This window comes from Serinicoccus marinus DSM 15273, from assembly GCF_008386315.1.
In the GTDB taxonomy this organism is placed as follows: Bacteria; Actinomycetota; Actinomycetes; order Actinomycetales; family Dermatophilaceae; genus Ornithinicoccus; species Ornithinicoccus marinus.
In genome coordinates this window covers 2,454,136-2,475,633 of record NZ_CP043808.1, presented here as the reverse complement: position 1 = coordinate 2,475,633, position 21,498 = coordinate 2,454,136, and the positions used below count along the sequence as shown (strand labels likewise).

The 21,498-nt window shown below is 71.9% G+C and carries 21 protein-coding genes and 3 pseudogenes; 13 read left to right on the top strand and 11 right to left on the bottom strand.

All coding sequences use genetic code 11. The features are described 5' to 3' along the window. Positions 1–22 precede the first annotated feature (22 nt). Entirely contained in the window at positions 23–2,695 is a 2,673-nt protein-coding gene (gene pulA / locus FU792_RS11785) for a pullulanase-type alpha-1,6-glucosidase (protein WP_022926251.1), read from the top strand. Here pulA and FU792_RS11780 read toward each other — a convergent pair. Continuing rightward, positions 2,692–3,273 (bottom strand): ArsR/SmtB family transcription factor, encoded by a 582-nt coding sequence (locus tag FU792_RS11780; RefSeq protein ID WP_022926250.1) that lies wholly within the window; start codon positions 3,271–3,273, stop codon positions 2,692–2,694. The two genes, pulA and FU792_RS11780, sit on opposite strands and share 4 nt — an antisense overlap. 1 nt (position 3,274) lies before the next feature. After that, positions 3,275–3,736 (bottom strand): AI-2E family transporter, encoded by a 462-nt coding sequence (locus FU792_RS17990; RefSeq protein WP_238705979.1) that lies wholly within the window; start codon positions 3,734–3,736, stop codon positions 3,275–3,277. Between the two features lie 907 nt (positions 3,737–4,643). On the opposite strand from FU792_RS17990, the gene rplM reads away from it, so the two are divergent. The 3 genes from rplM (at position 4,644) to glmM (ending at position 7,120) form a co-directional block, all read left to right on the top strand. After that, positions 4,644–5,087: a 50S ribosomal protein L13 gene (rplM, locus tag FU792_RS11770; protein ID WP_022926248.1), complete on the top strand. Its 444-nt coding sequence runs from the start codon at positions 4,644–4,646 to the stop codon at positions 5,085–5,087. A gap of 16 nt (positions 5,088–5,103) precedes the next feature. Beyond that, a complete protein-coding gene (gene rpsI / locus FU792_RS11765) occupies positions 5,104–5,610 on the top strand; it encodes a 30S ribosomal protein S9 (protein ID WP_022926247.1) in 507 nt (168 codons plus the stop codon). A gap of 163 nt (positions 5,611–5,773) precedes the next feature. Further along, positions 5,774–7,120, top strand: a complete 1,347-nt coding sequence (glmM, locus tag FU792_RS11760; RefSeq protein WP_022926246.1) for a phosphoglucosamine mutase — start codon at positions 5,774–5,776, stop codon at positions 7,118–7,120. Here glmM and FU792_RS11755 read toward each other — a convergent pair. The 4 genes from FU792_RS11755 to glpX are packed head-to-tail and all read right to left on the bottom strand — an operon-like array spanning position 7,090 to position 10,548. Next, the gene (locus FU792_RS11755) at positions 7,090–8,058 is read right to left on the bottom strand and encodes a MauE/DoxX family redox-associated membrane protein (RefSeq protein ID WP_022926245.1); all 969 of its coding nucleotides are present in this window, start codon (positions 8,056–8,058) and stop codon (positions 7,090–7,092) included. The genes glmM and FU792_RS11755 overlap by 31 nt on opposite strands. A 4-nt stretch (positions 8,059–8,062) precedes the next feature. Next, a complete protein-coding gene (locus tag FU792_RS11750; RefSeq protein WP_149814783.1) occupies positions 8,063–8,572 on the bottom strand; it encodes a beta-class carbonic anhydrase in 510 nt (169 codons plus the stop codon). 27 nt (positions 8,573–8,599) lie between these two features. Further along, a complete protein-coding gene (locus FU792_RS11745; protein ID WP_022926243.1) occupies positions 8,600–9,526 on the bottom strand; it encodes a carbohydrate kinase family protein in 927 nt (308 codons plus the stop codon). Next, the gene (gene glpX / locus FU792_RS11740; RefSeq protein ID WP_022926242.1) at positions 9,526–10,548 is read right to left on the bottom strand and encodes a class II fructose-bisphosphatase; all 1,023 of its coding nucleotides are present in this window, start codon (positions 10,546–10,548) and stop codon (positions 9,526–9,528) included. Before glpX ends, FU792_RS11745 begins: the two co-directional genes overlap by 1 nt. An 88-nt stretch (positions 10,549–10,636) precedes the next feature. Here glpX and FU792_RS11735 point away from each other — a divergent pair, with 88 nt between their 5' ends. Continuing rightward, positions 10,637–11,239: a DUF4245 family protein gene (locus tag FU792_RS11735; protein WP_161600249.1), complete on the top strand. Its 603-nt coding sequence runs from the start codon at positions 10,637–10,639 to the stop codon at positions 11,237–11,239. Here the strand turns inward: FU792_RS11735 and FU792_RS11730 are convergent. Both FU792_RS11730 and FU792_RS11725 read right to left on the bottom strand, forming a co-directional pair. After that, positions 11,236–12,234: pseudogene (locus tag FU792_RS11730) on the bottom strand (IS5 family transposase). The gene FU792_RS11735 and the pseudogene FU792_RS11730 overlap by 4 nt on opposite strands. 10 nt (positions 12,235–12,244) lie before the next feature. Continuing rightward, positions 12,245–13,231: pseudogene (locus FU792_RS11725) on the bottom strand (AAA family ATPase); the annotation flags it as partial. A gap of 192 nt (positions 13,232–13,423) precedes the next feature. Here FU792_RS11725 and FU792_RS11720 point away from each other — a divergent pair. Beyond that, positions 13,424–13,792, top strand: a complete 369-nt coding sequence (locus FU792_RS11720) for a DoxX family protein (protein WP_028131252.1) — start codon at positions 13,424–13,426, stop codon at positions 13,790–13,792. A 28-nt stretch (positions 13,793–13,820) separates the two neighbouring features. Beyond that, positions 13,821–14,684 carry an SDR family oxidoreductase gene (locus FU792_RS11715; RefSeq protein WP_033419131.1) on the top strand — a complete coding sequence of 288 codons (864 nt, stop codon included), beginning with the start codon at positions 13,821–13,823 and terminating at the stop codon, positions 14,682–14,684. 34 nt (positions 14,685–14,718) lie between these two features. On the opposite strand, the pseudogene FU792_RS11710 reads toward FU792_RS11715, so the two are convergent. Next, a pseudogene (locus FU792_RS11710) lies at positions 14,719–14,877 on the bottom strand (helix-turn-helix domain-containing protein); the annotation flags it as partial. A 122-nt stretch (positions 14,878–14,999) separates the two neighbouring features. Next, a complete protein-coding gene (locus FU792_RS11705; RefSeq protein WP_022926240.1) occupies positions 15,000–15,266 on the bottom strand; it encodes an exodeoxyribonuclease VII small subunit in 267 nt (88 codons plus the stop codon). A 98-nt stretch (positions 15,267–15,364) separates the two neighbouring features. Here FU792_RS11705 and FU792_RS16805 point away from each other — a divergent pair, with 98 nt between their 5' ends. Beyond that, complete coding sequence (locus tag FU792_RS16805; protein WP_157609223.1) at positions 15,365–15,562, top strand: hypothetical protein; 198 nt, start codon at positions 15,365–15,367, stop codon at positions 15,560–15,562. Between the two features lie 39 nt (positions 15,563–15,601). Here the strand turns inward: FU792_RS16805 and xseA are convergent, their stop codons facing one another. Next, positions 15,602–16,915 carry an exodeoxyribonuclease VII large subunit gene (gene xseA / locus FU792_RS11700; protein WP_022926239.1) on the bottom strand — a complete coding sequence of 438 codons (1,314 nt, stop codon included), beginning with the start codon at positions 16,913–16,915 and terminating at the stop codon, positions 15,602–15,604. Positions 16,916–17,001: 86 nt separating this feature from the next. Here xseA and FU792_RS11695 point away from each other — a divergent pair, with 86 nt between their 5' ends. The 5 genes from FU792_RS11695 to FU792_RS11675 all read left to right on the top strand — a co-directional run bounded on the left by FU792_RS11695 (position 17,002) and on the right by FU792_RS11675 (position 21,490). Next, positions 17,002–17,766 (top strand): alpha/beta fold hydrolase, encoded by a 765-nt coding sequence (locus FU792_RS11695; RefSeq protein WP_022926238.1) that lies wholly within the window; start codon positions 17,002–17,004, stop codon positions 17,764–17,766. A gap of 48 nt (positions 17,767–17,814) precedes the next feature. Beyond that, the gene (locus tag FU792_RS11690; protein ID WP_022926237.1) at positions 17,815–18,864 is read left to right on the top strand and encodes a 4-hydroxy-3-methylbut-2-enyl diphosphate reductase; all 1,050 of its coding nucleotides are present in this window, start codon (positions 17,815–17,817) and stop codon (positions 18,862–18,864) included. A 298-nt stretch (positions 18,865–19,162) separates the two neighbouring features. Then, positions 19,163–20,068: a transporter substrate-binding domain-containing protein gene (locus FU792_RS11685; protein ID WP_022926236.1), complete on the top strand. Its 906-nt coding sequence runs from the start codon at positions 19,163–19,165 to the stop codon at positions 20,066–20,068. 13 nt (positions 20,069–20,081) lie between these two features. Continuing rightward, the gene (locus FU792_RS11680; protein WP_022926235.1) at positions 20,082–20,747 is read left to right on the top strand and encodes an amino acid ABC transporter permease; all 666 of its coding nucleotides are present in this window, start codon (positions 20,082–20,084) and stop codon (positions 20,745–20,747) included. Continuing rightward, positions 20,744–21,490: an amino acid ABC transporter ATP-binding protein gene (locus FU792_RS11675; protein ID WP_022926234.1), complete on the top strand. Its 747-nt coding sequence runs from the start codon at positions 20,744–20,746 to the stop codon at positions 21,488–21,490. Before FU792_RS11680 ends, FU792_RS11675 begins: the two co-directional genes overlap by 4 nt. Positions 21,491–21,498 lie beyond the last annotated feature (8 nt).

The window sequence follows — 21,498 nt, the reverse complement described above, 5'->3', positions numbered from 1 at the left end:
CGCGGCAGGCAGGATGGGCCGCGTGGACCATCTCGATCTGCTGCGCGCCCGCGCGCACTGGCTGACCCGTGACCTCCTCGCCGTCCCCGCCACCGCGGCGCCGCAGGGCACCGCGGTGGCGGAGCTGAGCTGGGAGCTGGCGCTGGCGCCGGAGGGAGGGCTCGACCCGCAGGCGCCGCCGGGGTCGGCGCGGCTCGTCCTCGGTGCCGGGGCGCTGCCGGACCCGGCGGCGCGCCGGTGGCCGCACCTCGCGGCATACCACGCGCTGCACCTCGCGGACGAGGACGTCGGCCGCGTCGAGGAGATCCTGACCGGTCAGGTCGCGCTGCTCGGTCGCGACGGGGGTGGCGCGCTGCGGGTCGCCACCTCGCTGCAGGTGCCCGGGGTGCTGGACGACCTGTATGCCTCGTCCGCCGCGAGCCGGGAGCTCGGGGTGAGCTGGCAGGGGCCGCCCGGTGAGCCGTTCCCCCGGGTGCCGACCGTCAGGGTCTGGGCGCCCACCGCGCGGGGCGTCCACCTGCTGCTGTGGGAGGGGCGGCCCGAGCCGGGGCGGGAGCGTGCCTGGTCGCCGGCCGGCGAGCCGATGCGGGTGCCGATGGACCGGGAGCCGGACGGCACCTGGACCGTCACGGGCACGACGGCGTGGGCCGAGCGCTGCTACGTCCTCGAGCTCGACCACGTCCTGCCCCGCACCGGCGAGCGCCGGCAGGTCCGCAGCACCGACCCGTGGTCGGTCGGGCTGTCGCTGGACTCGAGGCACTCGGTGCTGGTCGACCTCGAGGACCCGTCGCACGCCCCGCGGCGGTGGACCGACGCGCCGACGCCCGCGCCGGTCCGCGCGGTCGACCAGGCGATCTACGAGCTGCACGTCCGCGACTTCTCCCGGGACGACCCGCAGGTGTCGCCGGCCGAGCGCGGGTCATACCTGGCCTTCGCCGCCGACGGGCTCGGGCGGCGGCACCTGCGGCGGCTGGCGCAGGCCGGTCTGACCTCGGTGCACCTGCTGCCGACCTACGACCTCACCTCGGTGCCGGAGGACCCGGCGCAGCGGGCGCACGAGCCGGTGCAGGCGCTCGCGGCGCTGCCGCCGGACAGCCCCGAGCAGCAGCGCCGGGTGCGCGCGCACGCGCTGCGCGACGCCTTCAACTGGGGCTACGACCCCTGGCACTTCCTCGCGCCCGAGGGGTCCTACACCACCAATCCCGGGCAGGCGCACGGCGGAGCCCGGACCGCGCAGTTCCGCACGATGGTGGCCGGGCTGCACGAGCTGGGCCTGCGCGTGGTGCTGGACCAGGTCTACAACCACACCACCGACTCCGGGCTGCACCGCGCCTCGGTGCTGGACCGCGTCGTCCCCGGCTACTACCACCGGCTCGACGAGGAGGGTCACGTCGAGACCTCGACCTGCTGCCAGAACCTCGCGACCGAGCACGCCATGGCCGGCAAGCTCATGGTCGACGGCTGCGTCCTCTGGGTGCGGCACTACCGGGTGGACGGCTTCCGCTTCGACCTCATGGGGCACCACTCCCGGGACAACCTGGAGGCGGTGCGCGACGCGCTGGACGCCCTGACGGTGGCGGAGCACGGGGTCGACGGCAGCGCCGTGCACCTCTACGGCGAGGGCTGGGACTTCGGCGAGGTCGCGCACGGCGCACGCTTCCGCCAGGCGAGCCAGGGGGAGCTGGACGGCACCGGGATCGGCACCTTCAACGACCGGCTGCGGGACGCCGTCCGGGGCGGCAGCGTGCACGACGCCGACCCGCGGTCCGGCCTCGGCTTCGCGACCGGGGGAGCGGACCCCCGGCATACCGATCTGCTGCAGGTGGGGCTGGCCGGTGGGTTGCGGGGCATCGTGCTGCGCAGCCAGGAGACGGGAGAGGTGGTGCGCGGCGAGCAGGTGCCCTACGGCGGCTCGCCGGCAGGGTATGCCGCCTCGCCGGAGGAGTGCGTCAACTACGTCGACGCGCACGACAACGAGACGCTGTGGGACACCCTCCTGCTCAAGCTGCCGCCGGGGACGAGCATGGCCGAGCGGGTGCGGCGCAACACGCTGGCGCTCGCGACGGTGACCCTGTCGCAGGGCCTCAGCTTCTGGCACGCCGGGGCCGAGCTGCTGCGGAGCAAGAGCCTGGACCGCAACAGCTATGCCTCGGGCGACTGGTTCAACCACTACGACCCGGGCCTGCGCGACAACGGCTTCGCGCGCGGGCTGCCCCCCGAGCCGGACAACGGTCCCCGCTGGGACGTCATGCGGCCGCTGCTGGCGGACCCGTCGCTGGTGCCGAGCAGGGAGGACATGCAGGGCGCGCGAGACCGGGCGCTGGACCTGCTGCGGCTGCGGGAGCGTCACCCGCTGCTGCGGCTGGGCTCGGCGGCGGCGGTGGAGCATGCCGTGTCCTTCCCCGTCTCGGGCAGCGGCCAGGGCGCCGCCGACCGGGTGGTGATGCTCGTCGACGGACGCCGGTGCGCGGGGTCCTGGCGTGGCGAGGACGGCCTGCTGGTCGTCCTCAACGCCGCGGTCGGCACCGTCGAGATCGAGATCAGCGAGCTGGCCGGGCAGCACTGGGAGCTCTCGTCCGTCCTGCGGGACGGTGCCGACGAGGTGGTCAAGGCCACGCGGTGGCGCGCCGGGCAGGGTCAGGTGGTGGTGCCGGGGCTCACCGCCACGGTCCTCGTGCGTCCCGCACGTCGCTAGCGGGTGGGGAGCTCACCCGGCCCACCCGTCGAGCGGGGGTCCACCGGCAGCGCGCAGGTGTAGACGACGACCCGCTTGGCGACCGGGTTGCCCTGGCCCACGCGGCGGTAGCGGTCGAGCACCTCGAGCAGCTCGGCCCGCATGGCCGTGAGCTGCTCGGTCGTCACCTGCACCGTGTGGTCCTCCAGCCCGCAGGTCCGCTGCCAGATCGGGTCCCAGTCCTGCTGGGCGACCAGCCAGTGGCGGGCCCGGTCGCCGAAGTGGGCGAGGTAGTCCAGGGCGAGCCAGTCGGCGGCCTGGGCGTCGTCCTCGTCCAACGGCTCGGGCTCCGCGTCCGTCGCGCCCGGTCCGGGGTCCTCGACCGCCTGCCACACCCGTCGGCGTCCCGTGCCCGTGCCCGTGTCCTCCACGAGCCCGACCTCGGCCAGCCGGCGCAGGTGGTAGGACGTCGCACCCGTGTGGGTGCCCAGCGCGGCCGCCAGCTCGGTGCCGGTCGCACGGCCGTGCACCCGCAGCTCGGCCAGGAGCCTGCTGCGCAGCGGGTGCGCCAAGGTGCGCAGCGCCGACGACTGCGCCATCTCAGGTCCCCTGCTCGAAGCTCTCCCGCGTGTTCTCCGCCCGCGCCGTGTCCGGGTTGGAGGCGAGGAAGGCGTTGACCCAGCGTGCGGCCGGGTCGGCGTCGATGAGGACAGCCTTGACCAGCAGCGTCGCCGGGAGGGCGAGCAGCGCACCGACCGGGCCCAGCACCCAGGCCCACACGACCAGCGAGATGAAGGTGATCGTCGGCGTCACGCCCACGGCGTCGCCGGTGAACTTGGGCTGGATGAGGGACTGGACCACGAAGTTGAGCACGCTGTAGACGACGACCACCAGCAAGGCGTTGACCGGCCCGTTGGCCAGCAGCGCGACGACGGCCGGGGGCACCAGCCCGATGACGAAGCCGATGTTGGGGATGTAGTTGGTGAGGAAGGACAGCACGCCCCAGGCCAGGGCCAGCGGAACGCCGAGCCAGACCAGCGCGATGACATCGAGCAGCGCCACGACGAGCCCGAAGATCGTCGTGACGACCCAGTAGCGCCGGACGCGCGGGCGAAGCTCACCAGGGCGTGCGCCACGTCGGGGTGCTGGTCCTTGACGAGCGAGAGCCGCCGGCCGGCGCTCATCGTGTCGATCATGAGGAAGAAGATGACGATGGCGGTGGTCGTCAGCAGACCCAGGATGCCGGTGAGGTTGCTCAGCACCCCGCCGAGCGCCCCGATGATGCGGCTCGGGTCCAGCGCCGACTCGAGCTGCTCGGTCAGGGTGTCCTGCTGCAGCCCGTAGCCCTCGAGGAAGGTGACCGCCTGGGTGTAGAGCTCGGTGTAGCGCTGGCGGTACTCGCGCGAGCTCAGCTCCTCGACCATCGCCGCGGCAGACCAGCCCAGGGCGGTGAAGAAGCCGATGAGGAAGGCGAAGATCGCCGCGCCGGTGGTCACCGCGGCCAGCGGTCCGGGGACCTTCAGCCCGACCAGCCAGCGCTGCAGCGGGGCGGCGGCGAGGACCAGGTTGAGGGCGAGGAAGACGGGGGCGACGTAGTCCCGGAGCTGGTGCAGGCCGAGGAGCACGGCGAAGGCCAGCGCGACGCCCAGGAGCACGACCACCGCCCGGGGCCACGGGGTCGGGGCCGCCGGGGTGGCCGCGGGGGCGGGGGACTCGACGCCGCGGCGCTCGGGCTCGCGACGACGCAGTGGGGGCAGGATGGGCACGGGCGTGCTCCTCTCGACGACGACGAGGCTACTCGAGCGCCGCTGAGTATGCACAATCTCTGTGCACAAAGGTGCTGTATGACGCGGTCGTGGGCCGGGCATACCCACTCTGACCTGCGACGATGATCGGTTTGGGTGGGGTCCCGCGCGTCGGTAGACTGGAACAGTTGCCCAGAACCCGACTCCGCAAAGAAGGTAGGCGAATGCGCACCTACTCCCCGAAGGCCGGTGACGTCACCCGTGCCTGGCACGTGATCGACGCCACCGACGTCGTGCTCGGCCGGCTCGCGTCACAGACCGCGACGCTGCTGCGCGGCAAGCACAAGACGATCTTCGCCCCGCACGTCGACACCGGTGACTTCGTCATCATCGTCAACGCCGACAAGGTGGCCCTCACCGGCTCCAAGCTGGAGCAGAAGAAGGCCTACCGCCACTCCGGCTACCCGGGCGGCCTCAAGGCGCAGAGCTATGAGCAGATGCTCGACAAGCACCCGACCCGGGCCGTGGAGAAGGCCGTGCGCGGCATGCTCCCGAAGAACTCGCTCGGTCGGCAGATGCTCTCCAAGCTGAAGGTCTACGCGGGCGACAACCACCCGCACGCCGCCCAGAAGCCCGTCCCGTTCGAGATCTCCCAGGTCGCCCAGTAAGGAAGCCGAAGGACCCATGACTGTCAACGACATCGACACCACCGACGGCGACTTCGACGAGAACGCCGTCTCCGAGTACACCACCGAGTCGGCCCCCGGCGCGGAGGGCACGACCGCCGAGCGCCCGAGCGCCTCGGCCCCCGGCGCCGGCACCGGCCGCCGCAAGCAGGCCGTGGCCCGCGTGCGGATCGTCCCGGGCAGCGGCCAGTGGCGCATCAACGGCCGCACCCTCGCGGAGTACTTCCCCAACAAGGTGCACCAGCAGATCGCCGCGGAGGCGCTGACCCTGCTGGAGCTCGACGGCGCCTACGACGTCCTCGTGCGCGTGCACGGCGGTGGCCCCTCCGGCCAGGCCGGCGCTGTGCGTCTCGGCGTGGCCCGATCGCTCAACGGCGTGGACTCCGAGCTCAACCGGCCGGCGCTCAAGCGCGCCGGGCTGCTCACGCGCGACGCGCGCGTCCCCGAGCGCAAGAAGGCCGGTCTGAAGAAGGCGCGCAAGGCGCCGCAGTACAGCAAGCGCTGAGCCTGCCGGGCCGGTCGACCGACCGTCCCGTCGGCCCGCACGGCCCGCCCGGAGCACGGCTCCCGGCGGGCCGTCGGCGTCCCTGGGGGCGCCGGTGCGGCATACTGCCGTGTCGGCCCGCACGGGACGACGACGAGGACGAGGACGAGGACAAGGACGACGTATGGGACGGCTCTTCGGCACCGACGGGGTGCGCGGTCTGGCCAACAAGGACATCACCGCCGAGCTGGCGCTGGACCTCTCGGTCGCGGTCGCGCACGAGCTGGGCGGGCAGAGCGTCTACGGCGGCAACCGGGCCACGGCGGTCGTGGGCCGCGACCCACGGGCCTCGGGGGAGTTCCTGTCGGCCGCGGTCATGGCCGGTCTCGCCTCGGCGGGCGTCGACGTGCTGGACGCCGGGGTCCTGCCGACCCCGGCCATCGCCTTCCTGACCCAACGTATGAACGCCGAGATGGGCGCCATGCTCTCGGCGTCGCACAACGCCATGCCGGACAACGGTCTGAAGTTCTTCGCCCGCGGCGGGCACAAGCTCGCGGACGAGATCGAGGACCGCATCTCCGAGCGGATGGGTGGCGACTGGCAGCGCCCCACGGGGGCCGGGGTGGGACGCATCCGGCCCTTCCAGGTCGGGGCCGAGTTCTACATCGAGCACCTGCTCGCCGCGGCGCCGGGACGGTTGGACGGCCTGCGCATCGTGATCGACGCGGCGCACGGGGCCGCCTCGGAGGTGGGTCCGGAGGTCTTCCGTCGGGCCGGGGCGACCGTCGACCTCATCGGCGCCGACCCCAACGGTCTCAACATCAACGACGGAGCCGGGTCCACCCATCTCGACCAGCTGCAGGAGGCGGTCCGCCTGCGCGGCGCCGACATGGGTGTGGCCTTCGACGGGGACGCCGACCGCTGCCTCGCGGTCGACGCCCGCGGCGCGCAGATCGACGGGGACCAGATCATGGCCATCCTCGCGCTCAGCCTGCACGACCGGGGCGAGCTGCGCGACGACACCCTCGTCGCCACGGTCATGAGCAACCTGGGGCTGATCCAGGCCATGGAGCGCGAGGGGATCACGGTCGTCCAGACCGCGGTGGGGGATCGCTACGTGCTCGAGGAGATGCGTGCGAAGGGGTACTCCCTCGGCGGGGAGCAGTCCGGGCACGTCATCATGCTCGAGCACGGCACGACGGGGGACGGCGTGCTCACCGCCCTCGCGCTGGCGCAGCGGGTCGTGTCCTCCGGCCAGGCGCTGCACGACCTGGCCGGCGTCATGACGCGGCTGCCGCAGATCCTGGTCAACGTCAAGGGCGTCGACAAGGACCGGGTCGAGCAGGACGAGGGGGTCACCGCCGCCGTGCGCGACATCGAGACCCAGCTCGGCGAGCAGGGACGGGTGCTCCTGCGCAAGTCCGGCACCGAGCCCGTCGTGCGGGTCATGGTCGAGGCGGACACGCAGGAGCGGGCGGCGGAGTATGCCGACCGGCTGGCTCAGGTCGTGCGCGAGCGGCTCGCGCTGTAGTCCACCAGGCGCTCGATCTGCTCCACACCGGTGACCGGGCCGTCCAGCACGCCGCTCTCGTCGACCAGGACGGCGCACGGCCCCGGGCCGGCGCCGAGGGCGGCCACGAGCCGGCCGTCCGGGTCCCACCACAGGTCCGTCAGGCCCCGGGTGCGCGGCTCGGCGAAGGGCGGACGCGTGTGCACCAGGTGCACACCGAGCCACGGCGCCCGCCCGCGCCAGTCGGGCAGCCGCTGCAGGACGGCGAAGGTGGACCCGCACCAGCAGTCGACCCCCACCACGAGCTGGGGACGCGGCAGCACCAGGGTCAGGAGCGTCGTGGTCTCCAGGTCGGCGGCGACGAGGGGGGAGTGCAGCAGGGTGCTCCGGTCCGGGGAGGCGGGACCAGGGGTCGAGGAGGGCCGGAGGTCGGTGTCAGGGCCGCCGCCCGCCACCGCGGCCGCGGTGAGGGCTGCCAGCGCGACCGCCAGCCCCAGCCACACCCAGTCCGCACCCCGGTAGGACGCCACGAGGCGCCCGGTGCTGGATCCTGCCACGGCGATGCCGACCGCGAGGGCGGCCAGTCCGACGAGCGCGGCGTTGCGCACGACGGTGCGGGCGGAGATGTGGTGGTGGCCCACCCGGCCGAAGCAGGCGCAGACCGGTCGGGGTCGGAAGCCCATGGCCCGGGCCACGACCACGAGGAAGGCGGTGCAGAGCGCGAGCGCCGCGCCGGCGCCGACGGCATACGTCCAGGTCCAGGGGGTGAGCAGCAGCGCCGCGGTGCCCAGCTCCGCCCAGGGCAGGACGCGGGAGACCGCGGCGGGAGCGCACCAGCGGGGCAGCCGCAGCTCGCGCACCATGGCGGCCGTGGCGGCGGGCTGGCGCAGCTTGACCGCCCCGGACCAGCCGAGCAGCGCGGCCAGCGTCAACGGCGCCAGCGACAGGGCGCTCAGCACGGGCTCAGACCAGCTGGGTCAGCCGGCCGGTGTCGACGTCGTAGAGGAACCCACCGACCTCGACCCGCCCCTGGATGAGCGGGTGCGAGGTGACCCGGTGCACGTCCTCGGCGAGGACGGCCTGCTGGTCCGGCACGACGTGGAAACGCTGGAACCACGCGTCGATGCCGGTGAGCTCGGAGATGGTCTCGCGCAGCTCGTTCTCGCTCTTCGTCGTCATGGCGCACCGGGTGTGCGGCACGACGAGGATGCGCTCGACCCCGAGCAGGTGGACCCCCAGGACCAGTGCCTCCAGCGCGGCATCGGTCACGCGACCACCGGGGTTGCGGAAGATCTTGGCGTCGCCGTGGGTCAGGCCGAGCATCTGCAGCGGCTCGATCCGGGAGTCCATGCAGGTGACGATGGCGACACCGGCGTGCGCCACCCCGTCGAAGCCCTGGAGCTCCTCGGCGTGCGTGGAGGCATACTCCTCGTTGGCGCGCAGCAGGTCCTCGAAAGCGGTGCTCGTGCTCATGGTGCGTCAGCCTATCCGGGCGGTGGGTCAGGCCAGGCCCAGGTCGGCGCGAGTGGGGGCTGCCGCCCCGGCGCGCGCCACGGTGAAGCCGGCGCAGGCCACCGCCCGCTCCAGCGCCGGCGCGATGTCCTCCAGGTCAGCGTGCGCGAGCCGGGTGCGGGCCTGCGGGGAGCCGAGCAGCCCTGCGTCGAGCAGGCCGCTCAGCAGCCCGGACATGAACGAGTCGCCGGCGCCGACGGTGTCCACCACCTGCACGGTGAGGGAGGGCAGCTCGAGCGTGGTGTCGTCGCGCGAGAGATGCACGACGGCGCCGTCGCCGCCGCGGGTCACCACCACGAGATCAGGCCCGAGCTGACCCCATTCGTGGACGACCTGCACCACGTCGACGTCCTCGCCGTAGAGCCACTCGACGTCCTCCAGGCTGGCCTTGACCACGTCGCTGCGGCCGAGGCACTCCTCGATCCGCTGCCGTGTGTCCCGCGGGTCTCCCATGATCGAGGGGCGCGCGTTGGGGTCGTAGGACACGGTGGCGCTCTCCCGCGCCCTCTCGATGAGCCGGACCACCTCGGAGCCGCCCGGCTCCAGGGTGGCGGCGATGGAGCCGGTGTGCACGTGGCCGACCCCGGAGAGGTCCTGCGGTCCCACCTCCCAGGCGAGGTCGAACTCGTAGGTCGCGACGGCGTCCGCGTCGAGGTGCGCCGTCGCGGTCGAGGTGTGGTCGGCGCGCAGGGAGCCCTCGGTGAGTCGGACGTCGTGCCGCTCGAGGTGCTCGCGGACCCGGTCCCCGTGCTCGTCCGGCGCGAGGTATGCCGTGAGCCGGCTGTCGTGGTCGAGGGCGGAGATGCCGATCGCGACGTTGGCGGGGGAACCCCCCACGTGCTCGCTGCGCTCGCCGTCGCCGTGCGGCACGACGATGTCGATGAGCGCCTCGCCCACCGTGAGCACGGCGGCCATCAGACGGCGTCCGGGGCGAGCGAGTCGGCGATGGCGGCGACCTTGTCCAGCCGGTGGTGCGAGGTGATCTCGCGGATCGTGCCGGAGCGGGAGCGCATGACCAGCGACTGGGTGACCGCGGTGCCCGAGCCGTAGCGGACACCGTGGAGCAGCTCTCCGGTGGTGATGCCGGTCGCGACGAAGAAGCAGTTGTCCCCGGTGACGAGGTCGTCGGTGGACAGCACCCGGTCGAGGTCGTGGCCGGCGTCGATGGCCTTCTGGCGTTCCTCGTCGTCCTTGGGCCACAGCCGGCCCTGGATCACCCCGCCCATGGCCTTCATGGCGCAGGCGGTGATGATCCCCTCGGGGGTGCCGCCGATGCCGATGAGCATGTCGACCGAGGATCCCTCGCGGGCCGCGGCGATGGCGGCGGCGACGTCCCCGTCGGTGATGAAGCGCAGCCGTGCCCCGGCCTCGCGCACCTCGTGGGTGTAGCGGTCGTGGCGGGGGCGGTCGAGCATGATGACGGTGAGGTCCTCGACATACCTCTTCTTGGCGCGGGCGATGCGGCGCAGGTTCTCCTGCACCGGGAGCCGGATGTCCACCCGGTCCGCCACGTCGGCCCCGACGACGAGCTTGTCCATGTAGAACACCGCCGACGGGTCGTACATCGTCCCGCGCTCGGACACGGCCATGACCGCGATCGAGTTGTCCATGCCCTTGGCGGTAGGTGTGGTGCCGTCGATCGGGTCGACGGCGACGTCGACGGCGGGGCCGTTGCCGTCGCCGACCGACTCGCCGTTGAACAGCATGGGCGCCTCGTCCTTCTCACCCTCGCCGATGACGACGACGCCGTCCATGGCGACCTGGGAGATGACCTTGCGCATCGCCTCGACGGCGGCGTTGTCGGCCAGGATCTTGTCGCCGCGCCCCACCCAGCGGCCGGCCGCCAGCGCCGCGGCCTCGGTGACGCGCACCAGCTCGAGGGCGAGGTTGCGGTCAGGGAGGACCTGGTCGGTCGTCTTCGGTGAGCGGTCGGCCATGGGCCCTCCTTCGTCGGAACGCTGCTGCGCGCCACCCTATCGGGTCCGCCCGGCGCCGACCCCAGCCGTCGGGTGCGACCATGGAGGGGTGAGCGAGCGACCGCACCCCACCCCCGCCGGCCCACCGGCCGCCGCGCCTGCACCGGACCGTCGGCGCCAGCGCTTGGCGTCGTACACCGTGCGCAACATGGTCTACTCCACGGTGCTCGTGCTGGCGCTGGTCCTCGTCTGGTGGTCGCTCACCTACAACCCGACCGAGCAGGAGCCGCGCCGGGTGGAGGTCGCCTCGACCGCCGCCTACGCGGTGGACCAGGCCGACTGGCCGGTCTGGGTGCCCGAGCCGGGGCAGGAGTGGTCGCCGACCGTGGTGTGGTTCGAGCCGCTGGAGGACGTGACGACCTGGCACGTCTCCTACGTCACGCCGGAGGGGGAGTACCTCGCGATCCACCAGGCGGACGGAGTCACCCCGGCCTGGCGCGACGCGGTCCTCTCGGGGGGAGAGCAGGTGGGCCAGACCCTGCTCCCGGGGCCCGACGGTGAGCAGCAGTGGCAGGCGTGGGAGGCCGAGTCCGGCAACGCCCAGAACGCCTGGGTCCTCGACACCGAGGACGCAGGCACCGTGATCGTCCACGGGACTGCGCAGGAGGACGAGGCGCGGGCTCTGCTCGAGACGATCCAGGCGCGCGACTAGGGCGTGTCTCTCAAGGTGCCTTAGCCAGATCGTTATTGCGCGTAGGACGGCGGCGCCGCGGTAGACGATCGCGAGCTTGTCGTAGCGCGTGGCCAGTCCGCGCCATTGCCTGACGGTGTTGAAGGAGCGCTCGACGACGTTGCGGTCGCGGTAGGCCTCGGCGTCGAAGGCTGGTGGTCGGCCGCCGCGGGAGCCGCGCCGTTCGCGGTTGCGGACCTGGTCGGAGGGTTCGGGGATGACGGCCTTGATCCCTCGCGCGCGCAGCAGGGCGCGGGGGGAACGGGCGGAGTAGGCCTTGTCCGCCAGCACCGCCGCGGGCGTGGTGCGCGGGCGACCCGGGCCGCAGCGCGCCACGTTCAAGCGACCGAGGAGTTCGGGAAAGACTGGGGAGTCGTTGGCCTGACCTGGTCCGACGAGCACACCAGGGGTCTTCCGCGTCCGTCGACGAGCTGGTGGATCTTGCTGGACAGTCCTCCACGGGAGCGGCCGATGCCGTGATGGAGCGGCTCGGTGTACAGGTCCGCCCACCCGTCCTGACCAGGCTTCTTGTGATTCGGTTCAGCCCCCCTGACCTGGCCGAGGACCTCGGTGAGCGCGGACGCCGCAGCGTCTTGCGGCACAGTCTCGCTCTCTTCCTCGGCAGGCTTCTCCCGCGGCAGGTTGATGGCGTGCTGGTGCGCCCTGTTGATCGTGGAGTCCACGCTCACCGTCCACTCCACCTGCCCGTCGGCGTCGGCCCGGGTCAGCAGCGCCTGGTGGATCTTGTCCCACGTGCCGTCCTGGCTGAAGCGCCGGTGGCGCTTCCAGACCGTCTGCCACGGCCCGAACGATGCAGGCAGGTCACGCCAGGCCAGGCCGCAGCGGTACCGGTAGATCACACCCTCGACCACCTGCCGGTGGTCGCGCATCGGCCGGCCCGTCCTGGGCCGTTGCGGTGGCAGCAGAGGCTCGATCAACGCCCACTGCTCATCCTCAAGAAGCGCTTCACGATTCACGAGGTCCACACTCGGCGACCCCGACGCTCAGCCTTTGGAGACATGCCCTTGGATCTGCCTGCCAAGCCCGATATGCGGAGTCGAGCACATCGTCGTAGCCACCATCGTGGACCCTGTCCTGGGCGAGGTAAGTGTCGATGACGTCTGTGTCGCCGATGCGCAGTCCCAGGGAGGCGCCCTTCTCCCATTCGTTGCGGAACCTGCGCACATCGGTGAGTTCCGGAGCGGGTTCGCGGGCGGAGACCAGCAGGCCGAATGCGCCGCCCGTCTCGACCGCGCTCAGTTGTGCCCAGTCGCCGACGAGCAGGACTTGCGCGCCGGCCTCGGCGGCGTGCCGGGTGATCGCGTCGAGGGAGAGGGTTCCGGCCATGCTCGCCTCGTCAATGATCACCAGCTGCCGGGCCGTCAGCGACCACGCGCCGTGCCGGTGCTCGTAGAGCCACTTCGCCGTGTTCTCCGTGCTGATCCCGAGATCGCCAGCGAGCACTTCGGCGGCGGCGGCAGACGGGGCCAGGCCGATCACGCTGCCTCGGCCGTGCTGACGTTCCCAGGCGCGGCGCAACGCGCTCATGGCGGTCGTCTTCCCTGCCCCGGCCGGGCCGACAAGCACGTCCAGGACCCGATTTGACACGGCGACCTGCGCGATCGCTTGCTCTTGATCCGCGGTCAGCGCATGCTGGCGGCGGGTTCCTCGCGCAGCGTCCTCGATGAAGCTCAGCAACACGCCGCGCGCGGTGCGGGTCTCGGCAGCGGCGATGAGACGGTCTTCGGCCGCGAGCACCTGTTCGGAGGAGTACACGGTGGACGCCTTCGGACGGAACACACTCGATCCGTCCTCGCGCCGGAACGGGTCTGGAGAAGACGCCAGTTCCGGCGGTGTCAGCCGCAACGAGGAAGCCTCAGCCTGGTCGGTGATCATCCCGATAATCGCGTCACGATCCTCCGACGACGCGAAGCGCCAGCCCATCGTCTGTCGGGCCGCTTCTGCATGGAGGTCGGATGAGTCCACGCCATGCCCGGGACTCGAGCTCGTCCATACTCGGCATGTGGCAATCCTTGCGAGCAGTCTCACTTTGCTTGTTGCGACAAGCACCCATGTTATACTTGACGCGACAAGTGATCGTCTGGATCGGCGGACCTACTCCCGTCACGGGGGGGCCGACGCTTCCACTCGCAGAATGGAACCTGCATGCTCCTCGCACTCTGGATCATCAACGGCCTGCTCGCCCTGGCCTTTCTCGGTGCCGGGGGCATGAAGCTCCTGCGCGGCAAAGACGCCCTGGCCGCGTCCGGTATGAGCTATGTCGAAGACTTCTCCGCCGGCACCGTCAAGCTCATCGGCGCGCTCGAGGTCCTCGGCGCCGTTGGCCTCATCGTCCCCCTGCTCACCGGGATCGTGCCGGTGCTGACGCCGATCGCGGCGATCGGCCTTGCGATCATCATGATCGGCGCCGTCGTGACCCACATTCGTCGCAAGGAGCCCCCGCTGTTCCCCGCCATTCTCGGCGTGCTGGCGGTTGCCAGCGCAGTGCTCGGGTTCATCGCCGTCACCAACTGAATCGCCGTCACCAACTGAGGAGTGTTCTATGTCGGATTCGTTGATCGCCGTCACCGGCGCCACCGGTCACCTCGGAGGCCTTGTGATCGAGAAGCTGCTCGAGTCCCGGTCCGCGGCGAGTCTCGTCGCCTTGGTCCGTGACCAGAAGAAGGCGGAGCACCTGGCGGCGAAGGGCGTGCAGGTGCGCGTCGCCTCGTACGAAGACCGCGCCGCGCTGGAGTCGGCGCTGACCGGCGTGGAGACGTTGCTGCTGGTCTCGGGCAGCGAGGTCGGCCAGCGCGTGCCGCAGCACGTCAATGTCATCGACGCCGCTCGGACCGCGGGAGTGGGTCGCGTGGTCTACACGAGCGCACCCAAGGCGACCACGAGCGAGCTCGTGGTCGCGGCCGAGCACAAGGCCACCGAGGAATACCTGACCGCGTCAGGACTGGACTACACGATCCTCCGCAACGGCTGGTACACCGAGAACTATCTGCCGCAGGTGGCGACTGCCCGCCAGACCGGAGCCGTTGTCGCGGCGGTCGGCGACGGCCGTGTCGCCAGCGCCTCCCGCGCCGATTACGCCGACGGCGCTGCCGCCGTGCTGGTCGGCGCGGGGCACAGTGGCACGGTGTACGAGCTCTCCGGGGACCAGGCGTGGGACTATGACGAACTCGCCGCCACGATCGGCCAGATCATCGGCAAACCCGTCACCTACCAGCGTGTGGACGGACCGACGCTTGTCGAGATGCTCACCGGCACCGGAATGCCCGAGGAGGTCGCGCGGTTGATGGCGGCCCTGGATGCGAACATCGCCGACGGCCTCCTCGCCGGCGCCACCGGCGAGCTCTCCGCGCTCATCGGACGCCCCACCACCAGCCTCAAGGAAGGTCTCCTCGCCGCGCTCGCCTAACCTCGTGATTTCATCGGGGTGGCGGAACCCGGGGCGGTTCACCGGCCGTGTGCCGGTCGGCCCACCGCTTGACCGTGGGCCAGGAACACTGGAACCGGGCCGCTACCTCCGCGATCGGAACGTGCTGATCGATCACCAGACGGGCGACCGTGAGCCGAGCCCGTGGAGTCAGAGCAGCGTTAGCGTGGGACACGAGGGCCTCCTGTGAGCAGAGCGGATACCTAGACAGTTCCACTTCACCGCGGGAGGCCCTCGTGCGCCATCACTCAGATCAGCGCGTCACACTCTCTCGACCAACGTGCCCGGTCAGTACATCTAGTCGTCGGGGTCCTCCGCGGCCGTCCCGTCCGGCGGTCGGCCGTCCTGGGTGGACCGGTCGAGGCTCTCCTGCGCCGCGTCGAGCTTGGTCTGGCAGTGCGCGGCGAGCTCCTCGCCGCGCTCCCAGAGCGTCATGGCCTCCTCGAGCGGCACCTGGCCCGACTCGATCCGCGCGACCAGGGCGACCAGCTCGTCGCGGGCCTGCTCGTAGCTGAGCTCGACCACGGGGGTCGCGGGGGTGGATTCGTCCCTGGACTCGCTCATCGGGCCAGGGTATCCGGCAGCTGCGACGCTCCGGCGAGCCACCGGCCCTGCCCGGCGGTACGGTGCGAGGCACCACGACCGAGGAGCAGGAGCGTGCGATGAGCGACCAACCGCAGACGTCCGAGCCCACCCCGCCCGAGCCGACCCCGTCCGAGCCGAGGCCCTCAGAACCGGCTCCCGACGAGCCACGACCCTCCGAGCCCGGCCCGGCGGAGCCCGCCCCGTCCGAGCCAGGGCCCATGGAGCCCGAGCCTGCGCCCGAGCCCGCGCCGGAGGGGCCGCCCACCGACGCCTGAGCCGGCTGCGGGCGTAGGTTCGACCGGCTGCTCGTCGCGTCAGCGGCCCACCGGCCGGACCGCGAAGTCCCCGTGCGCCACGGTGACCCGCAGCAGCTCGTCGGCGTCGACCTCGTCCCGGTCGCGCACGATGACGCCGTCGCCGTGGCGGACGACGGCATACCCCCGCTGCAGCGTGTGCTGGGGGGAGACCGCCCGCAGGTGCCGCACCAGCTGGTCGCTGCGGTCGCGCTCCAGGTCGAGGCGACCCTCCAGGACCGCACGGCCCCGGCGGTGGGCCTCGGTGACCTCCCGCCGGTGCTGGGCGACGATCGCGGCGCGGTCGGCCATGACCGGGCGCGCCATGAGCTCGCGCAGCCGCTCCCGCTCGCGGGAGACGCGGGTAGCCATCTCACGTCGGGCGCGGGTCCGCACCGTGGTCAGCCCGCGCAGCTCGTCGGCGACGTCGGGGACGACGGCCGCCGCAGCGTGGGTGGGGGTGGACGCACGCAGGTCGGCGACGAAGTCGAGCAGCGGGCTGTCGCTCTCGTGCCCGATCGCCGAGACGACGGGGGTCCGCGCGGCGGACACCGCCCGCACCAGGGTCTCGTTGGAGAAGGGCAGCAGGTCCTCGAAGGAGCCGCCGCCGCGTGCGATGACGACGACCTCCACCTCCGGCATCTCGTCCAGCTCGCGCAGGGCTGCGGTGACCGCGGACACCGTGTCGGTGCCCTGGACCGCCACCTGCCGCACCTCGACCACCGCCGCGGGCCACCGGCGGGCGACACCGGCGAGGACGTCCCGCTCGGCCGCGGTGGCGCGGCCCGTGATGAGCCCGACCCGGCGGGGGAGGAAGGGCAGCGCCCGCTTGCGCCCCGGCTCGAAGAGACCCTCGCTGCGCAGCAGCTGCTTGAGGTGCTCCAGCCGCGCCAGCAGCTCGCCGACGCCGACGTGGCGCATCTGCCGTGCCTCGAGCTGCAGCGTGCCGCGCTTGGCCCAGAAGGTGGGCTTGGCGTGGACCACGACGCGGGCACCGGTCTCCGGGGGTGCGGGCATCGCGTCCAGGGCCCCGGTGGGGAGCGCCACCGACAGGGACATGTCCACATCGGTGTCGCGCAGGGTGAGGAAGGCGGTCGACATCCCCGGGCGCCGGTTGAGCTGGACGATCTGGCCCTCGACCCACAGCGGCGACATCTTGTCGACGTAGTCGCTGATCTTCATGGACAGCGTGCGCACCGGCCACGGCGAGGAGGCCGTGGTCTCCCGGGCGGTCGGGGGCAACGAGGGCGTCGGCACGACGCCAGGGTATGCCGCGTGCCCGCGCCGACCGTGGATGTCCGCCCGGGGCGCGACGTCCCCGGTCGGAGCGGGCATACCTCGGTGGAGCCGACCGTGGATCTCCTGCCGGGGCGCGACATCCCCGGTCGACCTGGGTCCTGCGGCGGGGCACACTCCTGCCTATGCCGGAGGACGCAACGGCGCGGCGGCCCGCGATGGTGCTGCTGCACGGCACCCGGATGAGCCGGGCGCAGTGGGAGCCCTACCGGGCGCTGCTGCCCGAGATCGACCTGGTGACCGTGGACCTGCCGGGTCATGGTGCGCGCGTCGCCGAGCCCTTCACCCGCGAGTCGGCGCTGGCGACCATCGGGGCGGCCGTCGCCGAGGCCGGCGGCGGAGCCGTGGGTCGGGGTCGTCCGCCGGTGCTGGCAGGTCACTCGCTCGGGGGATACCTCGCGATGATGTGGGCCGCGCGGCACCCCGACGCGCTGGGCGGTCTCGTCCTCGTCGGGGCGAGTGCCGACCCGCGGGGACCGCTGACCGTGGTCTACCGGGGGTTCGCCCGGGCGCTGCCCGTCCTTGGCGCGGACCGCACCGCTGGCGCGGCCAACGCGCTGATGCGCCTCCTCGGGGCGCGGGGCGAGCACGCCGACGCGCTCCCGGACGGCGCGGCCTACGCGGCGTTGCCGGCGGCGTGGGACCTGGTCATGCGTGAGGCCCGCCCGGAGCTGCTGCGGGCGGTGAGGTGCCCGGTGACCATCGTCAACGGTCAGCTCGACCAGATGCGCATCCACGCGGGCCGCTTCGCGCGCGCGGCCGGCGGAGCCCGTGTGGTCACGGTCCCGGCCGCCACCCATCTCATGCCGTCGACCCACGCGGAGGCGGTCGCGTCCACGCTGCGGGAGGCCGTCGTCGGCGTTCACGGACCGTCCAGCCTCAGCACCTAGACTTGTCCCGTGACTTCTGCAACACCCTCGACCCGACCGACCGAGACCATGGACGTGCCGGAGGCGGCTGCTGACCGGACGGGCAGGCGCGTGCTGCTGGCGGCGCCCCGCGGCTACTGCGCCGGGGTGGACCGGGCCGTCGTGACGGTGGAGAAGGCGCTGGAGCTCTACGGCCCGCCGGTCTACGTGCGCAAGGAGATCGTGCACAACAAGCACGTCGTCCGGACCCTGGAGAAGCGCGGCGCGATCTTCGTGGAGGAGACCGACGAGGTGCCCGAGGGCGCCCGCGTCATCTTCTCCGCGCACGGCGTCAGCCCGACGGTGCACGAGGAGGCCCGCCAGCTCTCGCTCAAGACGATCGACGCGACCTGCCCGCTGGTCACCAAGGTGCACCGTGAGGCGGTCCGCTTCGCGGACGACGACTACGACATCCTGCTCGTCGGGCACGAGGGGCACGAGGAGGTGGAGGGCACCGCGGGGGAGGCACCGGACCACATCACCCTGGTCGAGAGCCCCGAGGACGTCGACCACGTGGAGGTCCGCGACCCGGAGAAGGTCGTGTGGCTCTCCCAGACCACCCTCAGCGTCGACGAGACGATGGAGACGGTCCGCCGCCTGCGCGAGAAGTTCCCGAAGCTGCAGGACCCGCCCAGCGACGACATCTGCTACGCGACCCAGAACCGGCAGGTCGCCGTCAAGCAGATGGCCTCCGACTGCGACCTCATGATCGTCGTCGGCTCGCAGAACTCGTCGAACTCCAAGCGGCTGGTCGAGGTCGCGCTGGAGTACGGCTCGCGCGACGGGCACCTGGTCGACTACGCCGACGAGATCGACGAGGCCTGGCTGGAGGGCGTGACCACGGTTGGCGTCACCAGCGGGGCCAGCGTCCCCGAGGTCCTCGTCCGCGACGTGCTGGACTGGCTGGCGGCTCGCGGATATGCCGATGTGTCGGCGGTGACGGCGGCCGAGGAGTCGCTGCTCTTCGCCCTGCCCAACGAGCTGCGCCGCGACCTCAAGGCCGCCGGTCAGCAGACCTCCAAGGTGCGGCACGACCCGAGCTCGATCCCGAGCGGCAGCGGTCACGGACCGTTGCGCTGAGGTCACGATCCGATAACGGTCCCGCCGGGGCGCTCGCGGTCCGCTTGGGGCTGCGTCGCAGGTCACCGGGTGTGTGATAGCAGGTCGACCCGTCATCGTCAACCCTCGGCCGTTCGGGTTCGGAGACCCTTTCACGACCTGCCATGGTGGGAGGGCTGACGGGCCGCGCCGCCCCTCGAGCCCGCCCGGGAGCCTTGACGGTCCCCGGGCCGAGGCCGGGTGAGCCGCAGGCCGGTCCCGTCCGGCACCCGAGGGGGCGTGCTCCTGCCGCCCCCGCGACCGCAGGAGTTCTGCAGCAATGGCAACCACGTCCTTCCGTGCCGGCCTGGTGGCGCTCGCCGCCGCCTCGTCCCTCGTCCTCGCCGCCTGCGGCGACGACGGCTCCACCGACAGCGGGGCCGGGGGAGGCTCCGAGTCCGGCGCCGGCTCCACCGGTGACGCCTCCGAGGCACAGCTGATCAACGACGGCGAGCTCGTCGTCGCGATGAGCGGCGAGTTCCAGCCGTTCAGCTACTTCGAGGGCAACACCCTCACCGGTTTCGACCACGACATCGGCCAGGCCATCGCCGACGAGCTGGGCCTGGAGATGGTGCCCCAGACCGGGGCCTTCGACACCCTCATCGGCGGACTGGGGGCGAACCGCTACGACGTGCTCATCGCCTCGATGACGCCGACCGAGGAGCGGGCCACCCAGGTCGAGTTCAGCGACGGCTACTACAGCTCGGGTGCCCAGGCCTTCGTCGCCAGCGGCACGGAGTGCACCTCGCTCGACCAGATGGACCAGCCCTCCATCGGGGTCGCGGCCGGTACGACATACCAGGACTGGCTCAACGACAACGGCGGCGACTGGGTCGGCGAGGTCCGCACCTTCTCCTCCGACATCACGGCGCTGCGGGACGTCGGGACCGGTCGCCTCGATGCGGCGATGACCGACCGGCTCGTCGGGCTCTACCAGATCAACGAGGCCGGGCTCGACCTCGTCCCCTGCGGCGACCCGCTCTACACCGAGGAGCCGGCGTTCGCGGTGAAGAAGGGCAACACCGCGCTGGTCGAGGAGCTGAACACGGCGCTGGCCACCATCGTCGAGAACGGCACCTACGGCGAGATCAGCACCGAGTACTTCGGCCAGGACATCTCCGGCTCCGGTGGCGCCACCGACGACGGTGCCGGCAGCACCGACGACGCCGCGACGACCACGGACTGAGGGACGCCGGCCCGTGGGCTTCTTCGACCTGTTCGTGGAGTATGCGCCGCTGTTCACCGAGGCCGCCTGGGTCACCCTGCGAATCAGCGCCGCAGCCATCGCCATGGCGATGGTCCTCGGTGCGCTGATCGCGGCCCTCGCGATGAGCAAGGTGCGGGTGCTGAGGTGGCTCGCGACCGCATACATCGGGTTGGTGCGCGGCACACCGCTGATCACCCAGATCTTCATCATCTACTTCGGCCTGACCATGATCGTCACGCTCCCGGCCTTCTGGGCCGGGGCGCTGGCGCTGGCGTTCCACAACTCGGCCTACATCGCCGAGATCATCCGTTCGGGCTTCCAGGCGGTGCCGAAGGGGCTGACCGAGGCGTCCCGCTCGCTCGGGATGTCGAAGATGAAGACGCTCAAGCGGGTCCAGGCGCCGCTGGCGCTGCGGACGACGCTGCCGGTGCTGGGCAACCAGTACATCATCGCGGTGAAGGACTCCTCGCTGGTCTCCTTCATCGGCATGACCGAGCTGTTCCAGACCTCGCGGAACGTGGCGGCGAGCACCTACCAGGAGATGGAGGCCTACATCGCGGTCGCCGTCTTCTACCTGGCCATCGTGCTGGCGCTGACGGCGGCGGTCAACGCCCTGGAGCACCGGCTGAGCAAGCACAGGAGGCCTGCGACATCATGAGCGACGACACACCCCTGGTCCGGATGCGCGGCATCGTCAAGCGGTTCGGGACCACGACCGTCCTCGACGGGATCGACCTGGACGTCACCAGCGGCGAGGTGGTGACGCTGATCGGCCCCTCGGGCGCCGGCAAGTCCACCCTGCTGCGGTGCATCAACGGGCTGGAGCGGATCACCGAGGGCAGCATCGAGGTGGATGGCGAGGAGCTCGCCTACACGGAGAAGCGGTTGAACCACATCCGGTCACGGATCGGCATGGTCTTCCAGGCCTTCAACCTCTTCCCCCACATGACGGTGGGGGAGAACATCGCGGTGGCCCAGCGCGAGGTGCTCGGCCGCAGCGGTGAGCAGGCCCGGGAGAAGGCTCGCAGCCTGCTCGAACGGGTCGGGCTGGAGCACAAGACCGACGCCTACCCGGACAACCTGTCTGGCGGGCAGCAGCAGCGTGTCGCCATCGCGCGGGCCCTGGCCATGGACCCCGCCGTCATGCTCTTCGACGAGCCGACCTCCGCGCTGGACCCCGAGCTCGTGGGTGAGGTGCTCAGCGTCATGCGTGACCTCGCCTCGGAGGGGATGACCATGGTGGTGGTGACGCACGAGATGCGCTTCGCCCGCCAGGCCGCGGACCGGGTTGTCCTGCTGGCCGACGGCGGCATCGCGGAGCAGGGCCCGCCGACCCAGGTGCTGCAGCAGCCGACGAGCGAGCGCGGACGCGCCTTCCTGCAGGAGCTCGAGGAGGCGTGAGCCGCGGC